This is a genomic window from Nocardia sp. NPDC049149 (assembly GCF_043197455.1).
GTDB lineage: Bacteria > Actinomycetota > Actinomycetes > Mycobacteriales > Mycobacteriaceae > Nocardia.
The window spans coordinates 1107393-1131989 of sequence record NZ_JBICTD010000002.1 but is presented as its reverse complement, the minus strand read 5'-3'; the positions used below and the strand labels follow the sequence as shown (position 1 = coordinate 1131989).

The 24597-nt window shown below is 68.1% G+C and carries 1 protein-coding gene (cut by a window edge); it reads left to right on the top strand.

What is annotated here, in order from left to right; translation table 11 throughout:
- Window positions 1–24597 carry the 3' portion of a non-ribosomal peptide synthase/polyketide synthase gene (locus ACGFNJ_RS10870; protein ID WP_393445855.1) on the top strand. Its footprint begins 13023 nt before the window's first position, so the window shows 24597 of its 37620 coding nt (coding positions 13024–37620); its start codon lies beyond the left edge, outside the window; it ends in the stop codon at window positions 24595–24597.

Here is a 24597-nt window from a genome sequence, read left to right as displayed (position 1 = left end):
GAGCTGGACGTGGTTGCGTTGCAGATCGCGGTCCGCGATGTCATCGACCGGCACGAATCACTGCGCACCCTTTACCCCGAGCTGGACGGGCAGCCGTACCAGGAGATCGCGCCCATCGGCCGCGGCACCCGCGAGCTGACGGCGGCTGTTGTCTCCGAAAGCGAACTGCCGCAGCGCCTTATCGAGCTGGTGCTGTCCGCCTTCGACGTCACCACCGAGGTGCCGTTGCGGGTCGAGCTGTTCGAGCTCAGCCCCACCGAGCATGTGCTCGCGCTGGTGGCGCATCACATCAGTGCCGACGGTTTCTCGATGGGACCGCTGACCAGGGACGTGATGGTCGCCTACACCGCCCGCGTCGCGGGCGGCGAACCCGGCTGGCAGCCGTTGGCCGTGCAGTACGCCGACTACGCGCTCTGGCAGCGCGCGGTGCTCGGTGCGGAAGACGATCCGGAGTCGTTGATCTCGAGCCAGATCCGGTACTGGACCGGGCAATTGGCGGAGCTGCCTGACGAGCTGGCGTTGCCGTCGGACCGGCGGCGTCCCGCGGTGGCCAGCTACCGCGGCAGCACCTACCCGTTCACGATCTCGGCCGACACCCAGCGTCGCCTTGTCGAGGTCGGTCGTGCGCACAACGCGTCGTTGTTCATGGTCGTGCACAGCGCGCTCGCGGTGTTGCTCGGGCGGTTGTCGGGTACCGACGACGTCGCGATCGGCACGCCGGTCGCCGGGCGTGGTGAGGCCGCGCTCGACGATCTGGTCGGCATGTTCGTCAACACCTTGGTGCTGCGCACCCAGGTCCGTGGCGAGCACACCATCGCGGATCTGCTTGCCGGAGTTCGTGATACCGACTTGCAGGCGTTCGCGCATGCCGATGTGCCGTTCGAACGCCTCGTCGAGGTGCTCAACCCGGCGCGCTCGCAGGCTCGGCACCCGCTGTTCCAGGTGATGCTGTCGTTCCAGAACCTGCAGCAGACCAGCCTGGAACTGCCAGGGCTCACAGCGCGTGGCGTGGAATACGACGCCGGTCTGGCGAAGTTCGACCTGCAGCTGATGGTGCAGGAAACGACGGACGCCGCGGGTGAACCCGCGGGGATGTCGGCTGCGTTCTCCTATTCGGAGGATCTGTTCGACCGCTCCACCATCGCCGCTTTCGCGCGACGCTTCGACCGGGTGCTGGCGGCGGTGGTCGCCGACGCCGATATCGCGATCGGTGATATCGATCTGCTCGAGGACGATGAGCGGTCGCTGGTGCTGCACCGGTGGAATGCCACCGGGTACACGATCGATCCGGCGACTCTGGTCTCGTTGTTCGAGGCGCAGGTGGAGCGGACGCCGGATGCGATCGCGGTGAGCTTCGAGGGGACGAGTCTGTCCTATGCCGAGTTCGCCGATCAGTCGCGACGGCTTGCGCGGTGGTTGATCGCGGCCGGTGTTGGTCCGGAATCGCTTGTTGCGCTTGGTATGCGGCGTTCGGCCGAGTTGGTCGTGGCGATGTATGCGGTGGTCGCTGCCGGTGGTGCGTATGTGCCGATTGATCCGGATCATCCGGTCGAGCGGATCGCGCATGTGCTCGATACCGCGGCGCCGGTGTGTGTGCTGACTACGTCGTGGGATGAGCTCGAGCTGCCGGAGACGGTGCGGCGGGTGGAGATCGACACGCTGGATCTCGCCGAGTTCTCCGACGCTGCGTTGACCGATGTGGATCGGTTGGCGCCATTGCGGCCGGAGAACACGGCCTATGTCATTTACACCTCCGGTTCGACCGGCCGCCCGAAGGGGGTCGCGGTATCGCACGCGGCGATCGTGAACCGGCTGGTGTGGATGCACGCCCAATACGGGCTGACGGCAAGTGATGTGGTGTTGCAGAAGACGCCTGCCACCTTCGACGTCTCGGTGTGGGAGTTCTTCTGGCCGTTGCAGGTCGGCGCGCGGCTCGTGGTCGCCAAGCCGGACGGACATCGTGATCCGGCCTACCTGGCACAGCTCATCATGGCCGAGGGCATCACGACGGCGCACTTCGTGCCGTCGATGCTCGCGGTGTTCGTTGCTGATCTCCGGATCGGCGAATGCGCAAGCCTGCGTAATGTTTTCGCCTCCGGTGAGGCGTTGCCCGCACCGACCGCGCAGCGGTTGCGTGAGTTGACCGGTGCGTTGTTGCACAACCTGTACGGCCCGACCGAGGCTGCGGTCGACGTGACGTTCCGCGAGGTCGTCGATGCTGACACGGTGTCGGTGCCGATCGGTCGGCCGGTGTTCAACACCCAGGTCTATGTGCTGGATTCGCGCTTGCATCCGGTCGCGCCGGGTGTGCCGGGTGAGTTGTATTTGGCGGGTGAGCAGTTGGCGCGCGGTTATGTGCGGCAGCCTGAGTTGACCTCGGATCGGTTCGTGGCCAACCCGTTCGCGGACGGTGCGCGGATGTATCGCACCGGTGACCTCGTGCGCTGGATCGCCCCGGCGGGCGAGGAATCCGGTGCCACTGGTGAGCTGGAGTACTTGGGGCGCACCGACTTCCAGGTGAAGGTGCGCGGTCTGCGTATCGAACTCGGCGACATCGAGTCCGCGCTCATCGCCCAGGAGTCGGTCGCGCAGTCCGTCGTGGTGGTGCGTGAGGACGAGCGCACCGGCGCGCAACTGGTCGCTTACCTGGTTGCCGCTGACGCGGAGATCGACATTGCCGCGTTGCGCGGCAGGTTGGCGGCGCTGTTGCCCGCGTACATGATTCCGTCGGCCTTCGTGGTGCTGGCCGCGTTCCCGCTCAACGCCTCGGGCAAGCTGGACCGGAAGGCGTTGCCGGAGCCGGTGTTCGAGGCGCGCGGGTTCCGCGCGCCGGTGACGCCGACTGAAGAAGTTGTGGCAGGCATCTTCGCCGACGTGCTCGGTGTCGACCGGGTCGGTCTGGACGACGACTTCTTCGGGCTGGGTGGTAACTCCCTGGTCGCTACGCAGGTGGTGGCTCGGCTCGGCGCGGCGCTGTCCACCCAGATCGGGGTGCGTGTCCTCTTCGACGCCTCGACGGTGGAGGCGCTGGCCGCGCGGCTGGAGTCGCACACCGGTCAGGGCGCTCGTGCGCGCTTGGTGGCGCGGTCGCGCGCGGCGGGCGAGCTGGTGCCGTTGTCGTTCGCGCAGCAGCGCATGTGGTTCCTGAACCAGTTCGACAAGTCGTCCTCGGCTTACAATCTGCCGTTGGCGATCCGGTTGACGGGTGAACTCGATACCGCCGCACTGGAATCGGCGTTGGTGGATGTGGTGCGCAGGCACGAGTCGTTGCGCACCCGCTATCCCGAGCACGGCGGCACCCCGGTGCAGGTTGTTGTTCCGGCCGAGCAGCTCGCCGTCGAGTTGCCCGCCTATCCGATCGCGGAAAATGAGCTGCTCGTCGCGGCCACCGACTTCGTCGACGCTGGTTTCGATGTGGCCGAGCGAGTGCCGGTGCGGGCCAGGCTGTTCCAGGTACGGGCCGATGAGGCCCACCCGTCGCCCGACCGCCACCCCTCATCGAATCGCTCTGCGATGCAGCATGTCCTCGTCGTGGTGGTGCATCACATTGCCGCGGACGGTTTCTCTATGCGTCCGCTGGCCCGGGACGTGATGACCGCCTATGTCGCGCGTACTCAGGGTGCGGCGCCGGAGTGGGCGCCGTTGCCGGTGCAGTACGCCGATTTCGCGGTGTGGCAGCGCGAGGTCCTCGGCGCGGAGGATGATCCGGAGTCGTTGCTGGCCAAGCAGGTTGCCTACTGGCAGCAAGCCATGGCGGGCAGCCCCGAGGAACTGACGCTGCCGACTGATCGGCCGCGGCCTGCGATCGCGTCGTATCGCGGCGCGACGGTGACGGCGACGTTGCCGGTTGAGTTGATCGCCGCGCTCGAGGGTCTCGCTCGCGCGCAAGGTGTTTCGCTGTTCATGGTCACCCACGCCGCGTTGGCGGTGCTGCTCGGCCGGCTGGCCGGTGCCGCTGATGTCACGGTCGGTACGCCGGTCGCGGGACGTGGCGAGGCCGCGCTCGATGACCTGGTCGGCATGTTCGTCAACACTCTGGTGCTGCGCACTCAACTCGGTCTCGCGGAGCCGTTCAGCGCGTTGCTGGCACGCGCCCGGCATGATGATCTCGAGGCGTTCGGTCACGCGGATGTGCCGTTCGAGCGGCTGGTCGAGTTGCTGGCACCGGAGCGGTCGCAGGCCCGTAACCCGCTGTTCCAGGTGATGCTTGCGTTCCAGAACCTGGACCGTGCCACCTTGGAACTGCCGGGGCTGGCCGTCTCCGAGCTCGAGGTCGAGTCCTCGACCTCGCGTTTCGATCTGCAGTTCACGCTGTCGGAAATCCCGGCCGAGGACGCGGCGTTCCGGTCCGCGGGCATGTCGGTCACCTTGACCTACGCCACTGACCTGTTCGATGAGTCGACCGCGGAGGCGATGCTGCGGCAATGGACTCGGGTGTTGACCGCGGTTGCTGCTGATGCCGAGATCACTGTCGGTGATATTCCGCTGCTGGATGCCGCCGAGACCGCGCGTGAGCTGTTCGGCTGGAACGAGTCCTGGCGTGAGCTGGGTCCTGGCGCGACTGTGGTGGAGTTGTTCGCCGATCAGGTGACACGCACTCCGGACGCGGTTGCCGTCATTGATCCGGTGGCGGGCGAGACCCTCACCTATCGCGAGTTCGCGGCCAAGGTGCATCAGTTGGCGCATCGACTGGTGCAGGCGGGTGTCGGTCCGGAAACCCTTGTCGCCGTAGGTATTCCCAGGTCGCTGGATTTGCTGGTCGCGATCTACGCGGTCCTCGAGGCAGGCGGTGGGTATGTGCCGCTGGATCTGGAACAGCCTGCCGAACGGATCGAATACGTGCTGGCCACGGCGGATCCGGCGTGTGTGCTGACCACGTCGGCGGCTGCCGGAGCGTTGCCGCCGCGCGAGTCCGTGCTCGTCGTGGACACGCTCGACCTGTCGGCCTACCCGCAAACACCGTTGACCGACGCTGATCGGTGTGCGCCGTTGCGTCCGTCGAACCCGGCGTATGCGATCTTCACCTCGGGCTCGACCGGTAGGCCGAAGGGTGTGCTGGTGCCGCACTCGGCGGTGGTGAACCAGATCCGGTGGATTACCGGCGAATACGGCATCGACGCCGCGGACATCGTCCTGTTCAAGACGCCGGTGACTTTCGATGTGTCGGTGTGGGAGTTGTTCGGCCCGTTGGTCGTTGGTGGTCGTGTGGTGGTGGCCGCGCCGGATGGTCATCGTGATCCGCAGTATCTGGCCACGGTGATCGCCGAGGAGCAGGTCACCATGACCTCGTTCGTGCCGTCGATGCTGGCGGTGTTCGCGGGTGCGGTCGAAGGTGCGGCGTTGTCGTCGTTGCGTGCGGTGCTGGTGGCTGGTGAGGCGTTCACCTCTGACACCGCGGCGGCGTTCGGGCGGGTGAGTTCGGCGGTGCTGTACAACCTGTACGGCCCAACGGAATTCACCGTGCACGCCACGCATGCGCCCGCGGCCGGGGTTGTCGGTGCAGTTCCGATCGGTAAGCCGGTGTGGAACGCGCAAGCCTATGTACTCGACGCACGGTTGCATCCGGTGCCGATCGGTGTCGCGGGTGAGCTGTACCTGGCGGGTGATCAGCTCGCGCGTGGCTATGCCGGACGCCCGGAGCTGACCGCGGACCGGTTCGTCGCCGCCCCCTACGGTGACGACGGCGCGCGCATGTACCGGACCGGTGATCTGGTGCGTCGTGGTTCTGATGGTGCGATCACCTATCTGGGTCGTACCGACTTCCAGGTGAAGCTGCGCGGCATGCGCATCGAGCTCGGTGAGATCGAATCCGCGCTCACCGCACACGAATCGGTGAAACAGGCCGTGGTCATCGTGCACGCGCACGCAGGCACCGACCAGCTCGTCAGCTACCTCGTCCCCGCCGCACAGCAAGTGGTGGACGTGGCCGCGTTGCGCGCGTATCTGGCGGGTCGGCTGCAGTCGCACATGGTGCCTTCGGTGCTCATGGTGCTCGACGAGTTGCCGCTCAACGCCAACGGCAAGTTGGATCGTCGTGCGTTGCCCGAGCCGGTGTTCACCACCGAGGTGGCCTACCGGGCACCACGCAACCCAGTCGAGCAGCTCATCGCCGAACTGTTCGCCGAGGTACTCGGTGCCGAGCGGGTCGGTGTCGATGACTCGTTCTTCGCCCTCGGCGGTGATTCGATCGTCTCGATCCAGCTGGTATCGCGTGCCAAGGCGCGCGGCGTGTTGTTCTCCGCGCGTGATGTGTTCGAGCAGCGCACCGTCGCGGGCCTGGCAGTTGTCGCGGAAACCGCAGGAGCACAGTCGGACTCGGTACCGGTACTGGCCGAACTGCCCGGCGGTGGTGTCGGTGTGCGGCCGTTGACCCCGGTCGAACATTTCATGGTGGCACGCCCCGGTTCCTTCCGCCGGTTCCATCAGGCAGTGTCGCTCAGTCTTCCGGCCGGTATCGACCGGGCGGGCATCGCGGCGACGGTCGAGGCCGTGCTCGATCGGCACGACGTGCTGCGCGCACGGCTGTCCGCACCGACCGCCACGCTCGGCGGGCATGCGGATGACGGCTGGCGCGTGGCGACCGCCGCACCCGGCACGGTCGAGGTGGACGCGCTGATCGATCACCTCGAATTCGATGCCGCCACGTCCGACGCGGAGCTGGTCGAGATCGCTTCGGCGGCATTGGATGCCACCTTGGATCGGTTGGATCCGGAAGCGGGCGTGGTGATCCGGTTCGTGTGGCTGGAGCCGGTCACCACGGCCAGTGCCGAAGATCGGACCGGGTACCTGATCGTGGTCGCGCATCACCTGGTGGTGGATGGCGTGTCCTGGCGTGTCCTGGTGCCGGACTTCGTCGCTGCCTGGGGCCAGCTCGCCGTGGGCCAGCGCCCGCAGCTGGAAGCCCCGGTGACGAGCATGCGCACTTGGGCACACGCACTCGAGCAGGCGGCCGCCGATCGTGCAGGGGAGCTGGAGTTCTGGCGCGGTGTGGTCGACGGGCCGGACCCGTTGTTGTCCGCGCGGGCGTTCGACCCGGCCGTCGATGTCGCCGCGACGGTCGAGACCGTTCGGGTCGAGGTGTCGGCGGAGGTCACTCAGTCCCTGCTGACCACGGTTCCCGCACTGTTCCACGGCGGTGTCAACGACGGCTTGCTCACTGCTTTGACGGTGGCGGTCGCGGCATGGCGTACTCAGCTCGGGATCCAGGAGGGTTCCGCGCTGGCGCACCCGTCCCCTGAGCACCACCCCTCGACGCTGATCCGGTTGGAGGGTCACGGCCGTGAAGAAGCGGTGGTGCCTGGTGCCGATCTGTCGCGCACCGTCGGCTGGTTCACCGCGATCTTCCCGGTGCGGTTCGATCTGGCGGGCATCGACCTCGATGCCGCGCTGGCGGGCGGCACTGAAATGGGCCGTGCTATCAAGGCGGTCAAGGAACAGTTGCTTGCCGTGCCCGATCGTGGTGTCGGCTACGGACTGTTGCGCTATCTGAACGCGGAGACCGCCGGGTCGTTGCCTGACCAGATGCCGGGCCAGATCAGCTTCAACTACCTCGGTCAATTCGCCGAGAGCGCGGTGCCGGAAGCGCTGCGTGGATTCGGGTGGCTCCCCGCGCCCGAACTCGCCGACCTGACGGGCGCCGGCGATGCGGATCTGCCCGCGATGGCACCGCTGGACATCAACGCGGGTGTGGCCGACGGCCGACTGAGCGCCAGGATTGCCTATCCCACAACACTTCTCGATGCCGACCGAGTGCGCGAATTCGGTGCGCTCTGGGTGCGAGCACTGGAAGCTGTTGCGCGGCATGCGGATACGGTGGACGCGGGTGGTTACACCCCGTCGGACTTCCCGCTGGTGTCCAGCACGCAAGCCGATATCGACGACTGGGAGCAGCGCTTCCCCGCGCTCACCGATGCGTGGTCGTTGTCGCCGCTGCAATCCGGTCTGCTTTTCCACGCACAACTGGCCGCTTCCTCGGTGGATGTGTACACCTCGCAGGCAGTGCTGACCCTGACCGGGCGGGTGTCCGCGACCCGGTTGCGGTCTGCGGCGCAGGCGTTGGTCGATCGGTACGACAACCTGCGTACCGCGTTCGTCAGTGACGCGTACGGCAACCCGGTGCAGTTGGTGCTCGACGGTGTCCAGGTGGCCTGGGCCGAGCTCGATCGCCGATCGACCGGCGACGCGAGCGACCTGGTCGAGGCTGATCGCTTGCAGCGGTTCGATTTGACCGCGCCGCCGCTGATCCGGTTCACGCTGATCCAGGTCGGTGCTGCCGAGTGGTCGTTGGTGGTGTCGAATCATCACATCGTGCTCGATGGCTGGTCGATGCCGTTGCTCATGCGGGATCTGCTGGTGCTGTACGCCACCAACGCCGATGCCGCTGGGCTGCCGCCGGTCCGGTCTTACCGGTATTTCCTGGACTGGGTGGCCCAGCAGGACAACACCGTGTCCTTGGCCGCGTGGACCCGTGCACTGCAAGGGGTTTCGGAGCCGACACTGCTGGCCAGGCCGCAGACCGGTCGGGAGATCACGACACTGTCGGGCGAGTACCGCTTCGAGCTGGACGAGGCCGCGACCGCGAGCATCACCGCGCTCGCCGCGGAACTCGGCGTCACCGTGAACACGGTGCTGCAAGCGGCATGGGGTCTGGTGCTCGGCCGGTCGACCGGCCGCGACGACGTCGTGTTCGGCACCACCGTTTCCGGCCGCCCCGCCGAGCTCAACGGTGTGGAGAACATGGTCGGCCTGTTCATCAACACCGTGCCGGTGCGGGTGGCCTTCGATCCCGCCGAGCCCGCACGCGCACTGCTCACCCGCATCCAGGGCGAGCAGGCCGATCTGCTCGACCACCATCACATCGGCCTGACCGAGATCCAGACCGCCACCGGTGTCGGTGGCCTGTTCGACACGCTGATGGTGTTCGAGTCGTATCCGGTTGACGCCGAAGGCATCCAGGCCCAAGCCGCCGACATCGACGGGATGGCGGTGGTCGGCCTGGAGGTTGCTGACGCCACGCACTATCCGCTGACGCTGATCGCGTCGCTGGATTCGCGCTTGCGTATTCGAGCCAGCTACCTCAGCGACCTGTTCGATGTGGACGCGGGGATGGCAGGAGGCGGAGCCGACGGGGCGGGTAAGCCCCGCGTCGCTCGGGTCGCCGAGCGGCTGTTGCTTGCCTTGACCGCGCTCGCCGCCGAGCCCGATGCACCCGTCGGGGACATCGAGCTGCTCGGCGCGGCCGAGCGCGCGAATGTCGTGGAGCACTGGGTCTCCTCCGGAACCGACGGCGGCACCGGTCTGTTCGCCGAGCCGACCACCACACTGTCGACGCTGGTCGATGCGGCGGTAGTGGTACACGGCGACAGGGTCGCGGTGCGGTTCGGCGATGATGAATTGACCTACGCGCAGCTCGATCAGCGTGCGAATCAGTTGGCGCGCAAGCTGATCGCCAAGGGCGCTGGCCCGGGTCAGCTGGTCGCGGTGCTGCTGCCGCGCTCGCTGGATCTGGTGGTGGCACTGCTCGCGGTGGTCAAGTCCGGCGCCGGATACGTGCCGATCGACCCGTCCTACCCTGCTGACCGCATCGCCTACGTGCTGTCGGACGCCGCTCCGGCCAGCGTGATCGTCGACGGCAGCGCCGATATCGAACTGCTCGGTGATCTCACTGTCGTGTCGATGGACGGCTTCGGTGTGGAGACCGGCGATCTGGTCGATGCGGGCGAGGGACCGATCACCGACGCCGATCGGATCGCGCCGCTGCGTGCGGCGAACACGGCGTACGTGATCTACACCTCCGGGTCGACCGGCCGCCCGAAGGGCGTCGTTGTGTCGCACCGAAATGTGGTGTCGCTGTTCGCCAACACCGATCGCGAGTTCGGTTTCGGACCTGATGATGTGTGGACGTTGTTCCACTCGAGTGCGTTCGATTTCTCGGTGTGGGAGCTCTGGGGTGCGCTGCTCTACGGCGGCACCTCGGTGGTCGTGGACTATTTCGTGTCGCGTTCGCCCGAGCAGTTCCTCGAGTTGCTGCACCGTGAGCGGGTCACGGTGCTCAACCAGACCCCCTCGGCGTTCTACCAGCTGATCGAGGCCGACCGTATCGCGGGCGCCTCGGCGTCGTTGGCGTTGCGGTATGTGGTGTTCGGTGGTGAGGCACTGGATCTGCGTCGGCTCGGGGACTGGATCGCCCGGCACGGTGACGGTATGGCTGGTGCGGGCGGGCCGCGTCTGGTGAACATGTATGGCATCACCGAGACGACGGTGCACGTGACCCACCGTGTGCTCGACGCCGAAACGGTCGCCGCGGCAACCGGTTCGGTGATCGGGCGGGCGATCGCGGGCCTGTCGGTCTATGTGCTCGACACCCGCCTGCACCCGGTACCGGTCGGTGTTCCCGGCGAAATGTATGTCGCCGGACCGCAAGTGAGCGACGGCTACCTGGGCCGGGTGGATCTGATGGCGGCGCGGTTCGTCGCCAATCCGTTCGGCGCACCGGGCAGCAGGCTGTATCGCTCCGGTGACTTGGCGCGCTGGAACGAGATGGGGGAGTTGGAACACCTCGGTCGCGCTGATGATCAGGTGAAGGTCCGTGGTTTCCGTATCGAGCTCGGCGAGATCGAGGCCGCGTTGCTCGCGCTCGAGCAGGTCGGGCAGGCCGCGGCCGTGGTCCGCTCCGAGGGCCGGGTCAGCGATCAGCTGGTCGGCTACGTAGTGCCGGTCGACGGTGCCGCCGAGGGTGTGCTCGACACCGAGCAGTTGCGTGCGCGACTGTCGGAAACGTTGCCCGCCTACATGATTCCGTCGGTGCTGATGGTGCTCACCGCGCTGCCGCTGACGGTCAACGGCAAGCTGGATCGTAAGGCGCTGCCCGCGCCGGTGCTCGAGGCCGCGGCTTTCCGCGCACCGGTCACTGCCGCCGAGCAGATCGTGTCCGGTGTCTTCTCCGAGGTACTCGGTGTCGACCGAGCGGGTCTGGATGACGATTTCTTCGCCCTCGGCGGTAACTCGTTGATCGCGACGCAGGTCGCGGCCCGGCTCTCGGCAGCACTGGACACCCCTGTCGGTGTCAGGGAGATCTTCGAGGCCTCGACCGTGGCCGCGTTGGCCGCGTTGGCCGATGCCGGTACCGGAGCGGGTGTGCGCGCGCCGCTGGTGGCGCAAGAGCGTCCGCCGTTGGTGCCGCTGTCGTTGGCGCAGCAGCGGATGTGGTTCCTCAACCGGTTCGATCCGGAATCGTTCGTGGACAACATCCCAGTGGCCGTGCGGTTGTCGGGCCTGCTGGACCGGCAAGCGTTGCAGATCGCGGTGGCTGACGTTTTGGCCCGCCACGAGTCGCTGCGCACCCGCTACCCCGAGGTGGACGGGACCGCGCATCAGGAGATCGTGGCGACCGCCAAGGTCATTCCCGATCTTTCCCCGGTCGAGGTCACCGAGGCTGAACTGCCGCAGCGGCTTTCGGAGCTGGTGTTGCGTGGTTTCGACGTCACCACTGAGGTGCCGTTGCGGGCCAGCCTGTTCGAGGTCAGCCCCACCGAGCATGTGCTCGCGCTTGTGGTGCATCACATCGCGGGCGACGGTTTCTCGATGGGCCCGTTGACCCGGGATGTGATGATCGCGTACGCGGCCCGCGTGGAGGGTGGTGAGCCCGGGTGGATGCCGCTGGCGGTGCAGTACGCGGACTTCGCGTTGTGGCAGCGCCAGGTACTCGGCCGTGAGGACGACCCGGAATCGGTGATCTCCCAGCAGATTTCGTTCTGGCGTCACACGTTGGCCGGGCTGCCTGAGCAGCTGGATCTGCCCTCGGACCGGCCACGTCCCGCGGTCGCCTCCGGACGCGGCGCACGGGTGCGGTTCGAGATCGACGCCGACGTGCACGCCGGGCTGACGGAGCTGGCACAGGCCCAAGGCGCGACCCTGTTCATGGTCGTGCACGCCGCACTCGCGGTGCTGCTGGCGCGGTTGAGTGGTGAGTCCGACATCGCGATCGGCACTCCGGTCGCCGGTCGCGGTGAGCGTGCGCTCGATGAACTGGTCGGCATGTTCGTCAACACGCTGGTGCTGCGCACCGAGGTCGACGGTGGTGCCAGCTTCAGCGAACTGCTGGCGGCGGTACGGACCAGCGATATCGCCGCATTCGGGCACGCGGACCTGCCGTTCGAGCGGCTGGTCGAGATCATCAACCCGGCCCGCTCGCAGGCGCGTAACCCGCTGTTCCAGGTGATGCTGACGCTGCAGAACCTCGGCCAGACCGCACTGGAACTGTCGGAGCTGACCGTCAGCGCCGTCGATCTGCCCAGTGACACCGCGAAATTCGACCTGCAACTGGTACTTGCCGAAGAGCCCGGCGCGCAGGGCCGGATCGATGCCGAGTTCATCTACGCCACCGACCTGTTCGACGCCGCCACCATCACCGAGGTGGTGCGCCGGTTCACCAGGATCCTCAAGGCGATCACCGCCATGCCCGATCGGCCGGTCGGGGATCTGCCGCTACTCGATGTCACCGAGGCCGCAGTGCTGCTGCGGGACTGGAACGACACCGCCGCTACGATCGCGGTGCCCTCCGGTGATGCTGCGGGGACACTGATTTCGCTGTTCGAGGCGCAGGTCGCCGCGACCCCGGATGCCATCGCGCTCACCTTCGAGGGGACAAGTCTGTCCTACGCCGAACTGGCCGATCGGGTCCGCCCGCTGGCCCGCTGGCTCATCGAGCACGGCGTCGGCGCGGAATCGCTTGTCGCGCTCGGCATGGCGCGTTCGATCGATCTGGTGGTCGGCATGTACGCGGTGCTCGCGGCCGGTGGTGGCTATGTGCCGCTGGATCCGGATCACCCGGCCGAGCGCACCGCCTACGTGCTCGAGACCGCCGATCCGGTGTGCGTGCTCACCAGTGGCAGTGATCTGCCGATCGACACCGCGCAGGTGCGGATCGATCTGCTCGAGCTGTCCACCTACGCGATCACCCCGGTCACCGACACGGAACGCCGTGCCCCAGTGCGGCCTTCGAACACCGCGTACGTGATCTTCACGTCGGGCTCGACGGGTCGCCCGAAGGGTGTCGCGGTCTCGCACGCGGCCATCGTGAACCGCCTGATCTGGATGCAGGCCGCCTACGGTCTCACCGCCGAGGACGTGGTGCTGCAGAAAACCCCGGCGACTTTCGATGTGTCGGTGTGGGAGTTCTTCTGGCCCTTGCAGATCGGCGCGCGCCTGGTTGTCGCCAAGCCCGACGGGCACCGCGACCCGGCCTACCTGGCGCAGGTGATCGAGGCCGAGCAGGTCACCACCGCACACTTCGTGCCCGCCATGATGGCGGTCTTCGTCGCCGAACCTGACGTCGCGCGCTGGGGGTCGGCAGGAAGCGGAGCCGACGGGCCGGGTAAGCCCAGCACTTCGCTGCGGCAGGTGTTCGCCTCCGGTGAGGCGCTGCCCGCGCCGACCGCGCAGCAGCTGCGGGCACTGACCGGGGCCAGGCTGCACAACCTCTACGGCCCGACCGAAGCCGCGGTCGACGTCACCTATCACGAGGTGATCGACGCCGACACCGTGTCGGTGCCGATCGGTGCGCCGGTCTTCAACACTCAGGTGTATGTGCTCGACGCCCGACTGCGTCCGGTTCCCGCCGGGGTGGCCGGTGAGCTCTACCTGGCCGGTGCGCAGTTGGCGCGCGGTTATGTGGAGCGGCCCGACCTGAGTGCGGATCGGTTCGTCGCGAACCCCTTCACACCGGGCGAGCGGATGTACCGCACCGGCGACCTGGTGCGCTGGATCGCCGCGACCGACAACTCCGGTACCGGTGAGCTGGAATATTTGGGCCGCACCGACTTCCAGGTCAAGCTGCGCGGTCTGCGGATCGAGCTCGGCGAGATCGAAGCCGCGCTCGTCGCCCTCGACGCGGTCGCCCAGTCGGTCGTCGTCGTGCGCTCTGACGAGCGGCTCGGCGATCAGCTGGTCGGCTACCTCGTCGCCGCAGGCGAACACGCCATCGACATCGACGACGTGCGTGCGGAACTGGCGCTCGCGCTACCCGCCTACATGATCCCCGCGGTCTTCGTGATCCTGGATGCGTTCCCGCTCAACGCCTCCGGAAAGCTCGACCGGCGGGCACTGCCCAGCCCGGCACCCACGACCCGGGTGTTCCGCAAACCGGTCACCGCGATCGACGCGACCGTGGCCGCCACCTTCGCCGACGTGCTCGGCATCCACGGCGAGGGCGCCGAAATCGGTCTCGACGACGACTTCTTCGAACTCGGCGGCAACTCACTGATCGCCACCCAAGTCATCGCCAGACTCGGTGCCGCACTGGACACCACCATCCCGGTCCGCATGCTGTTCGAGGCACCAACGGTCGGCGCGCTGGCCGCACGACTGGCGACCCACGCCGGGGCAGGCCGGCGCCGAGCCCTGGTAGCCGTCGCGCGACCGGAGAAGATCCCGTTGTCGCTGGCGCAGCAACGCATGTGGTTCCTCAACCGGTTCGACACGGCAAGCGCGGTCAACAACATCCCGATGGCGATCCGGTTGACCGGCGACCTCGACGTCGACGCGCTGCAGCAGGCTGTTGGCGACGTGGTCGACCGGCACGAGGTGCTGCGCACGTACTACCCGGAGACCGCCGACGGTCAAGGCGTGCAGGTGATCCTGCCGGTCGGCGCGGGAGCTCCGGCGCTGGCACCGATCGCGGTCGCCGCGGCGGATCTGCACGACCACATTGCGGCGGTCGTGCTGGCTGGATTCGATGTCACCGCAGGTGTTCCGGTGCGCGCCGAGCTGTTGCGCATCGCGGCGAACGAGCACGTGCTTGTCGTCGTCGTGCACCACATCAGCAGTGACGGGTGGTCCATGCGCCCACTGGCGCGGGATGTGGTGGCTGCCTACGTCGCCCGCTCGCGTGGCGAGGCGCCCAGCTGGGCGCCGCTGCCGGTGCAGTACGCCGATTACGCGCTGTGGCAGCGCGAAACGCTTGGCGCCGAGGACGATCCGGAGTCGCTGCTCGCCGAGCAGACCGCCTACTGGACGGCGACACTGGCCGGACTGCCGGGGCAGCTCGACCTGCCCACCGACCGGCCGCGTCCGGTCGTGGCGTCCAACCGGGGTGGTGTGTACCAATTCCCGGTCGAGGCCGAGCTGCAACAGCAGTTGACGGACCTGGCCCGGGAACACGGCGCCAGCTCGTTCATGGTGCTGCACGCCGCGTTGGCGGTGCTGCTCGGCCGGTTGTCCAACAGCGACGACATCGCGATCGGCACTCCGGTCGCCGGTCGCGGCGAGGCCGAGCTGGACGATCTGATCGGCATGTTCGTCAACACCCTGGTGCTGCGGACGACAGTGGATCCGAGCGCGCCGTTCACGGACCTGCTCGCGCAGGCCAAGGACACCGACCTCGCGGCGTTCGCCCATGCCGACGTCCCGTTCGAGCGCCTGGTCGAGGTGCTCAGCCCGGAACGCTCGCAGGCGCGGCACCCGCTGTTCCAGGTGGCGCTGACCTTCGAGGCCACCGGTGCCGGTGACACCGCACGGGTGGAGTTGCCCGGCTTGGAGCTCGCCGCGGTCGACTTCGATCCGGGGACAGCGAAGTTCGATCTCGCGTTGTCCGTCGCCGAATCCTTGGACGGCGGCCTGGCGTTGGCATGGAACTACGCCACCGATCTGTTCGACGTGGCGACGGTGGCGGTGCTGGCCGAGCGGATCGTGCGGATCCTGCGGCGAGTAGTGGCGGATCCGGACGTCGTGGTCGGTGACATCGATCTGCTCGGTGCGGTCGAGCGCGCCAACGTCACGCGACACTGGGTGTCGGGCATCGACACCGCAGCGCTGGAGCGGAGCGACGCGGGAATCGACAGTGGCACAGGGCATTTCGCGGATCAGGTGACGCTGTCGGACCTGTTCGATGCCGCGGTCGCCACCAACGGCGACCGTGCCGCGGTGACCTTCGGCGCCGAAACGATCAGCTACGACGACCTGAGTCGGCGGGTGAATCGAGTGGCGCGCGCCCTGATCGCCGCCGGTGCGGCGCCGGAGACGTTGGTCGCGGTGGTCATGCCGCGCTCACTGGATCTGGTGGTTGCGCTGCTCGCGGTGCTCCGGTCCGGTGCCGGATATGTTCCGATCGACCCGACGCATCCCCGTGAGCGCATCGCCAGCGTGCTGGCGGACGCGCACCCGGCGGTCGTGTTGACCGGCGAGGGCGTCGAGGTGGAGATCCCGGCGGGCATACCGATCGTCGAGATGGGCGAATTCCGGGTGGCCGCGTCGGATGCCGCGGTCGAGGCGCCGATCACCGACGCCGATCGGCGCAGCCCGTTGCGGCCGCACAACGTCGCGTACGTCATTTTCACCTCGGGTTCGACCGGCCGCCCGAAGGGCGTTGCCGTGCCGCACGCCGCCGTGGTGAACCAAATCCGGTGGATTGCCGGCGAATACGGCATCGGCGTCGACGATGTGGTGCTGTTCAAGACCCCGGCCACGTTCGACGTGTCGGTCTGGGAACTGTTCGCCCCGTTGGTGAGTGGCGCGCGCCAAGTGGTCGCCGCGCCGGACGGACATCGCGATCCGCAGTATCTGGCCGACATCATCGCGGCCGAGCGCGTCACGATGACCTCGTTCGTGCCGTCCATGCTGTCGGTCTTCGCAGGCAGCGCCGCCGCGGACGGGCTGACCTCGCTGCGGGTGCTGCTGATGGCGGGTGAAGCATTGACGGCGACGACGGTCGCCGCGATCCGGCAGATCAGCGCGGCTGCGTTGCACAATCTGTACGGACCGACCGAAGCAACGGTGCACGCCACCCACGGCCCCGTCGGCGACGACGTGACCGGCGTGGTCCCGATCGGCGCACCGGTGTGGAACACCCAGCTGTACGTGCTGGATTCGCGACTACACCCGGTGCCGATCGGCGTCCCCGGTGAGTTGTACCTGGCGGGCACGCAGTTGGCGCGCGGCTATGTCGGGCGGCCCGATCTGACCGCGGATCGGTTCGTGGCCAACCCATTCGGTGCCGAGGGTGCGCGGATGTATCGGACCGGTGACCTGGTCGCCTGGACCGGTAGTGGTGAGCTTGCGTTCCTCGGCCGCACCGACTTCCAGGTGAAGCTGCGTGGTCTGCGGATCGAGCTCGGCGAAATCGAGTCGGCGCTGACCGCGGTGGACGAGGTGGCCCAGGCGGTCGTGACCGTGCACCGCGACGAGCGCACCGGCGAACAGCTGGTGGGCTACGTCGTTGCGGTGCCGGGCTCGTCGATCGACGCCGAGCAGGTGCGCGCGGGGCTCGGCAAGCGGCTGCCGGGCTACATGGTGCCCGCGCAGGTGCTGGTGCTCGACGCGTTCCCGCTCAATCCTTCGGGCAAGTTGGATCGGAAGGCGTTGCCCGCGCCGGTGTTCGAGGCGAAGGTCTTCCGGGCACCGTCTACGGCGATGGAAGAAATCGTCGCGGATGCGTTCGCCGAGGTGCTCGGTGTCGAGCGGGTCGGCGTGGACGACGACTTCTTCGCGCTCGGCGGCAACTCGTTGATCGCCACCCAGATGACCGCGCGACTCGGCACGGTGCTCGACCGGCAGTTGTCGGTGCGCGATCTGTTCGAGGCCTCCAGTGTGATCGCGCTGGCGGCCAGGCTGGAGCAGAGTGCCGGAGCCGGCCGGGCCCGGCCTGCGTTGGTCGCGGGCGAACGGCCGGAACGGATTCCGCTGTCCTCGGCACAGCGGCGCTACTGGTTCCTCAACCAGTTCGACACGACCACGTCCGCGGTGGACAACATCCCGCTGGCCGTGCGCCTGTCCGGCACCCTCGATGTGGTCGCGCTGGAGCAGGCGATCGGCGATCTGGTGGTGCGGCACGAAGTGCTGCGGACGATCTACCCGCAGACGGCGGACGGCCCGCATCAGGTGATCCTGCCGGTCGCGGCGGCCCAGCGGAGGTTGGCGCCGGTCGAGGTCAGCGAGGCCGAATTGGTCGGCAAGGTCATCGAATTCGCGTTGACCACCTTCGACGTGACCACCGAGGTGCCGCTGGCGGTGGCGTTGTTCAAGGTGGCGGGCACGGCTGATCATGTGCTCGCGTTGACCGTGCACCACGTTTCGGCCGATGGTTTCTCGCTCGGTCCGCTGGCGCGCGACGTGATGGCCGCCTATGTGGCGCGGATGCACGGCGAGGCGCCGCAGTGGGCGCCGCTGCCGGTGCAGTACGCCGACTATGCGGTGTGGCAACACGCGGTGCTCGGCTCCGAGGACGATCCGGAATCGCTTGCCGCCCAGCAGATCGCCTACTGGCAGCGGACCCTCGACGGTCTGCCCGACCAGTTGGAGCTGCCGACGGATCGGCCGCGTCCGCCTGCCCAGTCGTTCCAGGGCAAGGCGGTCCGTTTCGAGATCGACGCGCAGCGCCACGCTCGCTTGCACGAGTTGGCGCGAGCACACAACGCGTCGTTGTTCATGGTGGCGCACGCGGCGTTGGCGGTGCTGCTGGCGCGGACCTCGAACACCGACGACATCGCCGTCGGCACGCCGATCGCCGGTCGCGGCGAGCGCGCGCTCGACAACTTGATCGGCATGTTCGTCAACACGCTCGTGTTCCGCACCCGAGTCGACGGCGGCGTCTCGTTCGCCGACTTCCTGGCCGAGGTGCGGGAGCGGGACCTGGAGGCCTTCGGCAACGCCGACGTGCCGTTCGAGCGTCTGGTCGAAGTGCTCAACCCGGAGCGCTCCACCGCGCGCAACCCGTTGTTCCAGGTGGGTCTGACCTTCCAGAATCTGGCCGACACCAGCTTCGAACTGCCTGGCATGTCGGTGCGACCGGTCGGCTTCGACACCCAGCTGGCCAAGACCGATCTGCACGTCACCCTCAGCGATCATTACGCGGAGGACGGCACGACGGCTGAGCTCCTCGTCGAATTCGGTTATGCCATCGACCTTTTCGACGAGGTCACGGTGCAGGGCTTCGCGGACCGCTTCGTCAGGGTGCTCGACGCGGTGCTGGCCGACGAGTCGGTGCGCATCGGCGATATCGAGCTGCTCGACGCGGCCGAGAGCAAGCAGATCGTGTGCGGCTGGAACAACACCGAGCACGTGCTGCACGGTGCGGCGACGCTGGTCTCGCTGCTGGATGCGACCGTGGCGGCCGACCCGGACGCGGTCGCGATCGTGGCGGACGAGGCGGGTATCGGTGCGGCGCAGCAGGTCCTGGCCTACGCGAGCCTGTCTTATGCCGACCTCGATGCCCGAGTCAATCGGTTGTCGCGCTACCTGATCGCTCGCGGCATCGGCGCGGAGGATCGGGTGGCCTTGGCCATCCACCGCTCGGTGGATCTGGTGGTCGCCATGTACGCGGTAGCGCGGACCGGCGCGGCCTATGTGCCGCTCGACCCGTCGCAACCGGCCGACCGCTTGGACTACATCCTGGCGACCGCCGCGCCGTCGTGCGTGTTGACCACGGCTGCGGTGCTCGCGGCCCGGCCCGCGGCGGACGAGCAGTCGTCTAGTGCGGCGCCCGAGTGGGTGAGCCTCGACGACCTGGACCTGTCCGGCCTGTCCGGCCACGCCCTCGCACCGGCCGAGCTGGTCCGCGAGTTCAGTGCGGCCAACACGGCGTACGTGATCTTCACGTCCGGTTCGACGGGCCGTCCGAAGGGCGTTGCGCTGCCGCACGGCGCGGTGGTGAATCAGTTGCTGTGGAAGACAGCGGAATTCGGTCTCGGACCCGAGGACGCGGTGCTGCTGAAGACGGCGGCCACGTTCGATCTCTCGGTGTGGGAGTTCTGGACCGCGGCCGTCAGTGGCGGCCGCTTGGTGATCGCCGCGCCGGACGGGCATCGCGACCCGGCCTACCTGAACGAGCTGATGCGCGCCACGGGAGTGACCACGCTGCATGTGGTCCCGTCCATGCTCGACGCGCTGCTCACGGAATCCGGTGGCGCACTGAGTCCTTCGCTGCGGCGGGTGCTCGCGATCGGTGAGGCGCTGCCCGCCGCGGTCGCGCAGCGGTTCCGTCTCGGCAACACCGCCGAGCTGTACAACCTGTACGGCCCGACCGAAGCTGCGGTGTCGATCACCAATCACCGGGTCACCGATGCCGATCAGGCGGCGGTGTCGATCGGTGCGCCGGAATGGAATTCGCGGGTCTATGTCCTCGACGCCAGGCTGCGGCCGGTGCCGGTGGGTGTGTCGGGTGAGTTGTATCTGGCGGGTGCGCAGTTGGCGCGCGGCTACTTCGGTCGTGCGGATTTGACCGCGGATCGGTTCGTGGCCGATCCGTTCGAGGCGGGCGAGCGCATGTATCGCACCGGTGACCTGGCGGCGTGGAACGCTTCCGGTGAGCTGGAGTACCGCGGTCGCACCGACTTCCAGGTGAAGATCCGTGGTTTCCGGATCGAGCTCGGCGAGATCGAAGCGGCATTGCTCGCACTTCCGTTGGTCGGGCAGGTCGCCGTGGTGGCCAAGCAGGACGAGCGCGCCGGTGATCGGCTGGTGGCCTACCTGGTGCCCGCCGCGGCTGAACTCGATGTGGCACAGGTGAAGTCGGCGCTGGCCGAGACGCTGCCGTCGTACATGATGCCGTCGGCGTTCGTGGTCCTGGCAGCGTTGCCGCTGAACGCGAACGGCAAGCTGGACCGCCGGGCGCTGCCCGAGCCGGAATTCGAGGTCGCCGTGTTCCGGGCGCCGTCGACGCCGGTGGAGGCGATCGTGGCGGCGGTGGTGGCGGAGGTGCTCGGTGTCGAGCGAGTCGGTGCCGACGACGACTTCTTCGGCCTCGGCGGTGATTCCATCCGGACCATTCAGCTGGTGTCCCGGGCCAAGGAGCGCGGTGTGCGGTTCACCCCGCGCGACGTGTTCGATCGGCGGAGTGTCTCCGCGCTGGCCGCGGTCGCCACCATGAGTGAGAGCACCGCGCAGCGGCTGCTTGCGGAGTTGCCCGGTGCCGGGATCGGCGAGATCCCGTTGTCGCCGCAGGTGCTGGCGGCGGTGGCCGCTGACCCGTCGCTGCGGCGATTCGCGAGGTCGATCGCGTTGCGACTACCCGACGACATCGACAGGACGACCTTGGTCGCGATGATCGGCGCCGTTGTCGATCACCACGATGCGCTGCGCGCACGCCTGCGTCACGGCACGGATGGGGTGGTCTTCGAAACGCTGGCACGCGGCACGATCGACATCGACGCCCTCGTGCATCGGGTCGACGTGCCGGAGGACATCGGCGCCGTCGGTTTGTCGCAGCTGGCACGGGCCGAATACGACGCTGCCCTCGATCGTCTCGATCCGGCGAACGCGGTGATGACCCAGTTCCTGTGGTTCGCGTTCGGCGATGCTCAGCCGGATGCGCTGCTGCTGGTCGGACATCGCTGCGTCGGCGACGATGCGTCCTTGCGCATCGTGCTCGCCGACCTGGCGGTGGCGTGGTCGCAGTTGACGGCAGGGCAGCCGGTCGCCTTGCCTGCCGTCGGCACCTCGATGCGCCGCTGGGCGCACGCGCTCACCGAGGCCGCACACGACCCGGCTCGCATTGCCGAACTGCCGTTCTGGCAAGAGGTTTCGGCGACGCCCGATCCGCAGCTCGGCGCGCGCGCATTCGATCCGACGGTGGACACCATCGCCACGGTGGAGCGGGTGGAGGTGAGCGTGTCCGCGGGCGTGACCGAGGCGGTGCTGACCGCGATTCCGGAGTTGTACCGGGGAGCCGAGACCGACGGTCTGCTTGCGGCGCTCGCACTGGCGGTGTCCCGCTGGCGCGGCGACGCGGCAGGCGGTGCGGCGCTGGTGCGGGTCGTGCACGACGGTCGAGCCGCGAACAGTGTTGCCGGTGCTGATCTTTCGCGCACCGTCGGCTGGTTCACCAGCGAATTCCCGGCGCGCTTGGATCTGGCGGGCACCGACCTCACCGCGGCGTTCGCGGGCGAAACGGTCCTCGGCGGCATCGTGAAATCCATGAAGGAGCAACTGCTCGCGGTGCCCGGCGCGGGTCTCGGCTATGGCTTGCTGCGATACCTGAACGGGGACACCGCAGTTGAGCTCGGGCACGACGTCCCCGGTCAGATCAGGTTCTGCTACGCGGGTCACCAGCCCGCGGGCGCCGCGCTGACCGGTGACTTCTCCGATCAGTCCGCGCCGATGGACTGGGTGCCCGCGGCCGAACTCGGCCTGCCGGACACCGATCTCGATCCGAGCAGGTCGGCCAACGCGACGGTCGATATCACCGTGAGCGTCACCGACGGTGCGGAGGGGCCACGACTACGCACCTCGTTCGCCTACCCGAGTGGTCTGCTGACCCACGCGCGGGTGCACGAACTCACCGAGCTGTGGGTTGCCGCGCTCACCGCGTTGGCCACCCACGCCGGGCAGCCGGACGCGGGCGGCCGCACGCCATCGGATCTGCCGCTGGTGTCGGTCGGGCAGGCCGATATCGAAACCTGGGAACGCGAATACCCGGCGCTGACAGAGGTGTGGCCGCTGACGCCGCTGCAGTCCGGTCTGCTGGTCGAGGCGACGAGCAACCGCTCGTCGGTCGACGGCTACACCATGCATGCTGGCATCGACCTCGAAGGCGCGCTGGATGTCGCACGGTTGCGGGCGGCGGCTCGCGGCATCCTCGACCGCTACCCGAACCTGCGGGCGGCCTTCGTCATCGATGCGATCGGCCAACCGGTCCAGGTGATCCAGGACCAGGTCGAGGTGGCCTGGCACGAGGTCGACCTGACCGCGCTCCCGCAGGACCAGCGGCGCGGGGAACTGCGGCGCCTGGTGACCGAGGAGCGCGCGACCAATTTCGACATGACGGCGGCACCGCTGATCCGCTTCACGCTGTATCGCACCGACCTGGTCGGCGCCGGTGCGGTCGTGGAGCTGCCCGCGGCGGCCGACGGAGCGGTCACCCCCGCAACGGGGGCATGGCAGCTGGCGGTCACGACCCACCACATCCTGCTCGACGGCTGGTCGTTGCCGCTGTTGATGCGGGACCTGCTGGTGCTGTACGCCGTGCACGGTGACGCCGCCGCACTGCCTGCGGTGACGCCGTACCGGGCCTTCCTGTCCTGGCTGGCCGAACGGAACAAGCAGGAGTCGGTGCAGGTCTGGCGGAACGCGCTCGCCGGGGTGTCGGAGCCGACCCAGTTGGCGCCGCAGCTGCGCGGGGTCGACAGCGGCGAGGCGGGCACGCTGATCACCGCGTTCGACGCCGATGACACCAGCCGGATCGCCAAACAGGCTGCGGCACTCGGCGTTACGGTGAACACGCTGGTTCAGGCGGCGTGGGGCCTCGTGCTCGGGCGGATGACCGGTCGCTCGGACGTGGTGTTCGGCGCCACCGTTTCCGGTCGCCCCGCCGATCTGCCCGGCGTGGAGTCGATGGTCGGTCTGTTCATCAACACGGTGCCGGTCCGGGTTCGTGTCGACGAACACCGCACGGTCGGTGCGTACCTGCGCGGTCTGCAGGGCGAGCAGGCCGAGCTGTTGGAGCACCACTACGTCGGCTTGACCGATATTCAGCAGATCGCCGGTGCCGGAGCACAATTCGACACCCTGCTGGTGTTCGAGTCCTATCCGGTGGACAAGGAGGCGATCGCCGCCGCCAAATCCATCGACGGCATGTCGGTCACCGGCATCGGCATGACCGACGTCACAACCAACTACCCGTTGACGCTGATGGTCACCGTCGAATCGACGATGGAATTGACCTGGACCTACCGGGACGGGTGGTTCACCGCCGACGAGATCCCGGTGCTCGCCGCGCGCATGCACCGCGTGCTGGAGGCACTGCTCGGCGACCCCGCAGACCCCGTCGTCGACATCGATATCTTCGATGCCGCTGAGCGGGCCGCGCTGCTCGATGAATCCGGCGCCACCTCGGCTGGTCATGCCGAAGCCGCGCCCGGCGTCGGCCCGCGCACGGTGGCGGCGGCGCTCCGTGCCGCCGCCGGAGCGGACCCCTTCGCGGCGGCGCTGCTCATCGGTGACACCGAAGTCCCGTTCTCGGCGCTGGATTCCCAGTCGTCGCAGCTGGCACGGGTGTTGATCGGCCGGAACGTCGGCTCCGGCGACATCGTCGCCGTGGCGCTGCCGCATTCGGTCGAGCAGGTGGTCGCGCTGTGGGCGGTCCAGAAGACCGGTGCGGCGGCCGTGTTCGCCGACGGTCTGTCCGCTGACGAAATGCACTCCGCCGGTGTCGATTTCACGATCGCGGCGGAGCGGGCGGACGGGTCGCCGAGGTGGCTTGCCCTGGCGGAACCTGCGGTGCGTGCGGAAGTGGCCGCCGCAGCGCCGCACCCGGTGTCCGACGCCGAGCGGATCCGGCCGCTGCAGGAGGACCAGCCTGCCTTCGTGCTTCCGGCAGGCGACTCGTCGACGGTCCTCACGCAGACCCAGGCGCTGGCCCGAGCACGGGCGCTGTGCGCGGAGCACGGGATCGACTACGAGTCCGTGACATACACGACAGCGGCATCGGGCAGTGCGGCGCTCGCCGAATTCCTGGCTGCCGCCACCGTCGGCGCGCTGTCGGTGTTGCCCACCGGCGACCCGGTGTCCGATCGTGCCGATGGCGAGGTCAGTCACTGGTTTGTCGGCGCAGGAGACGGAAATGAGGAGGAGGCCGTCGATGACGGGTTGCGTATCGTCGCCGAATAG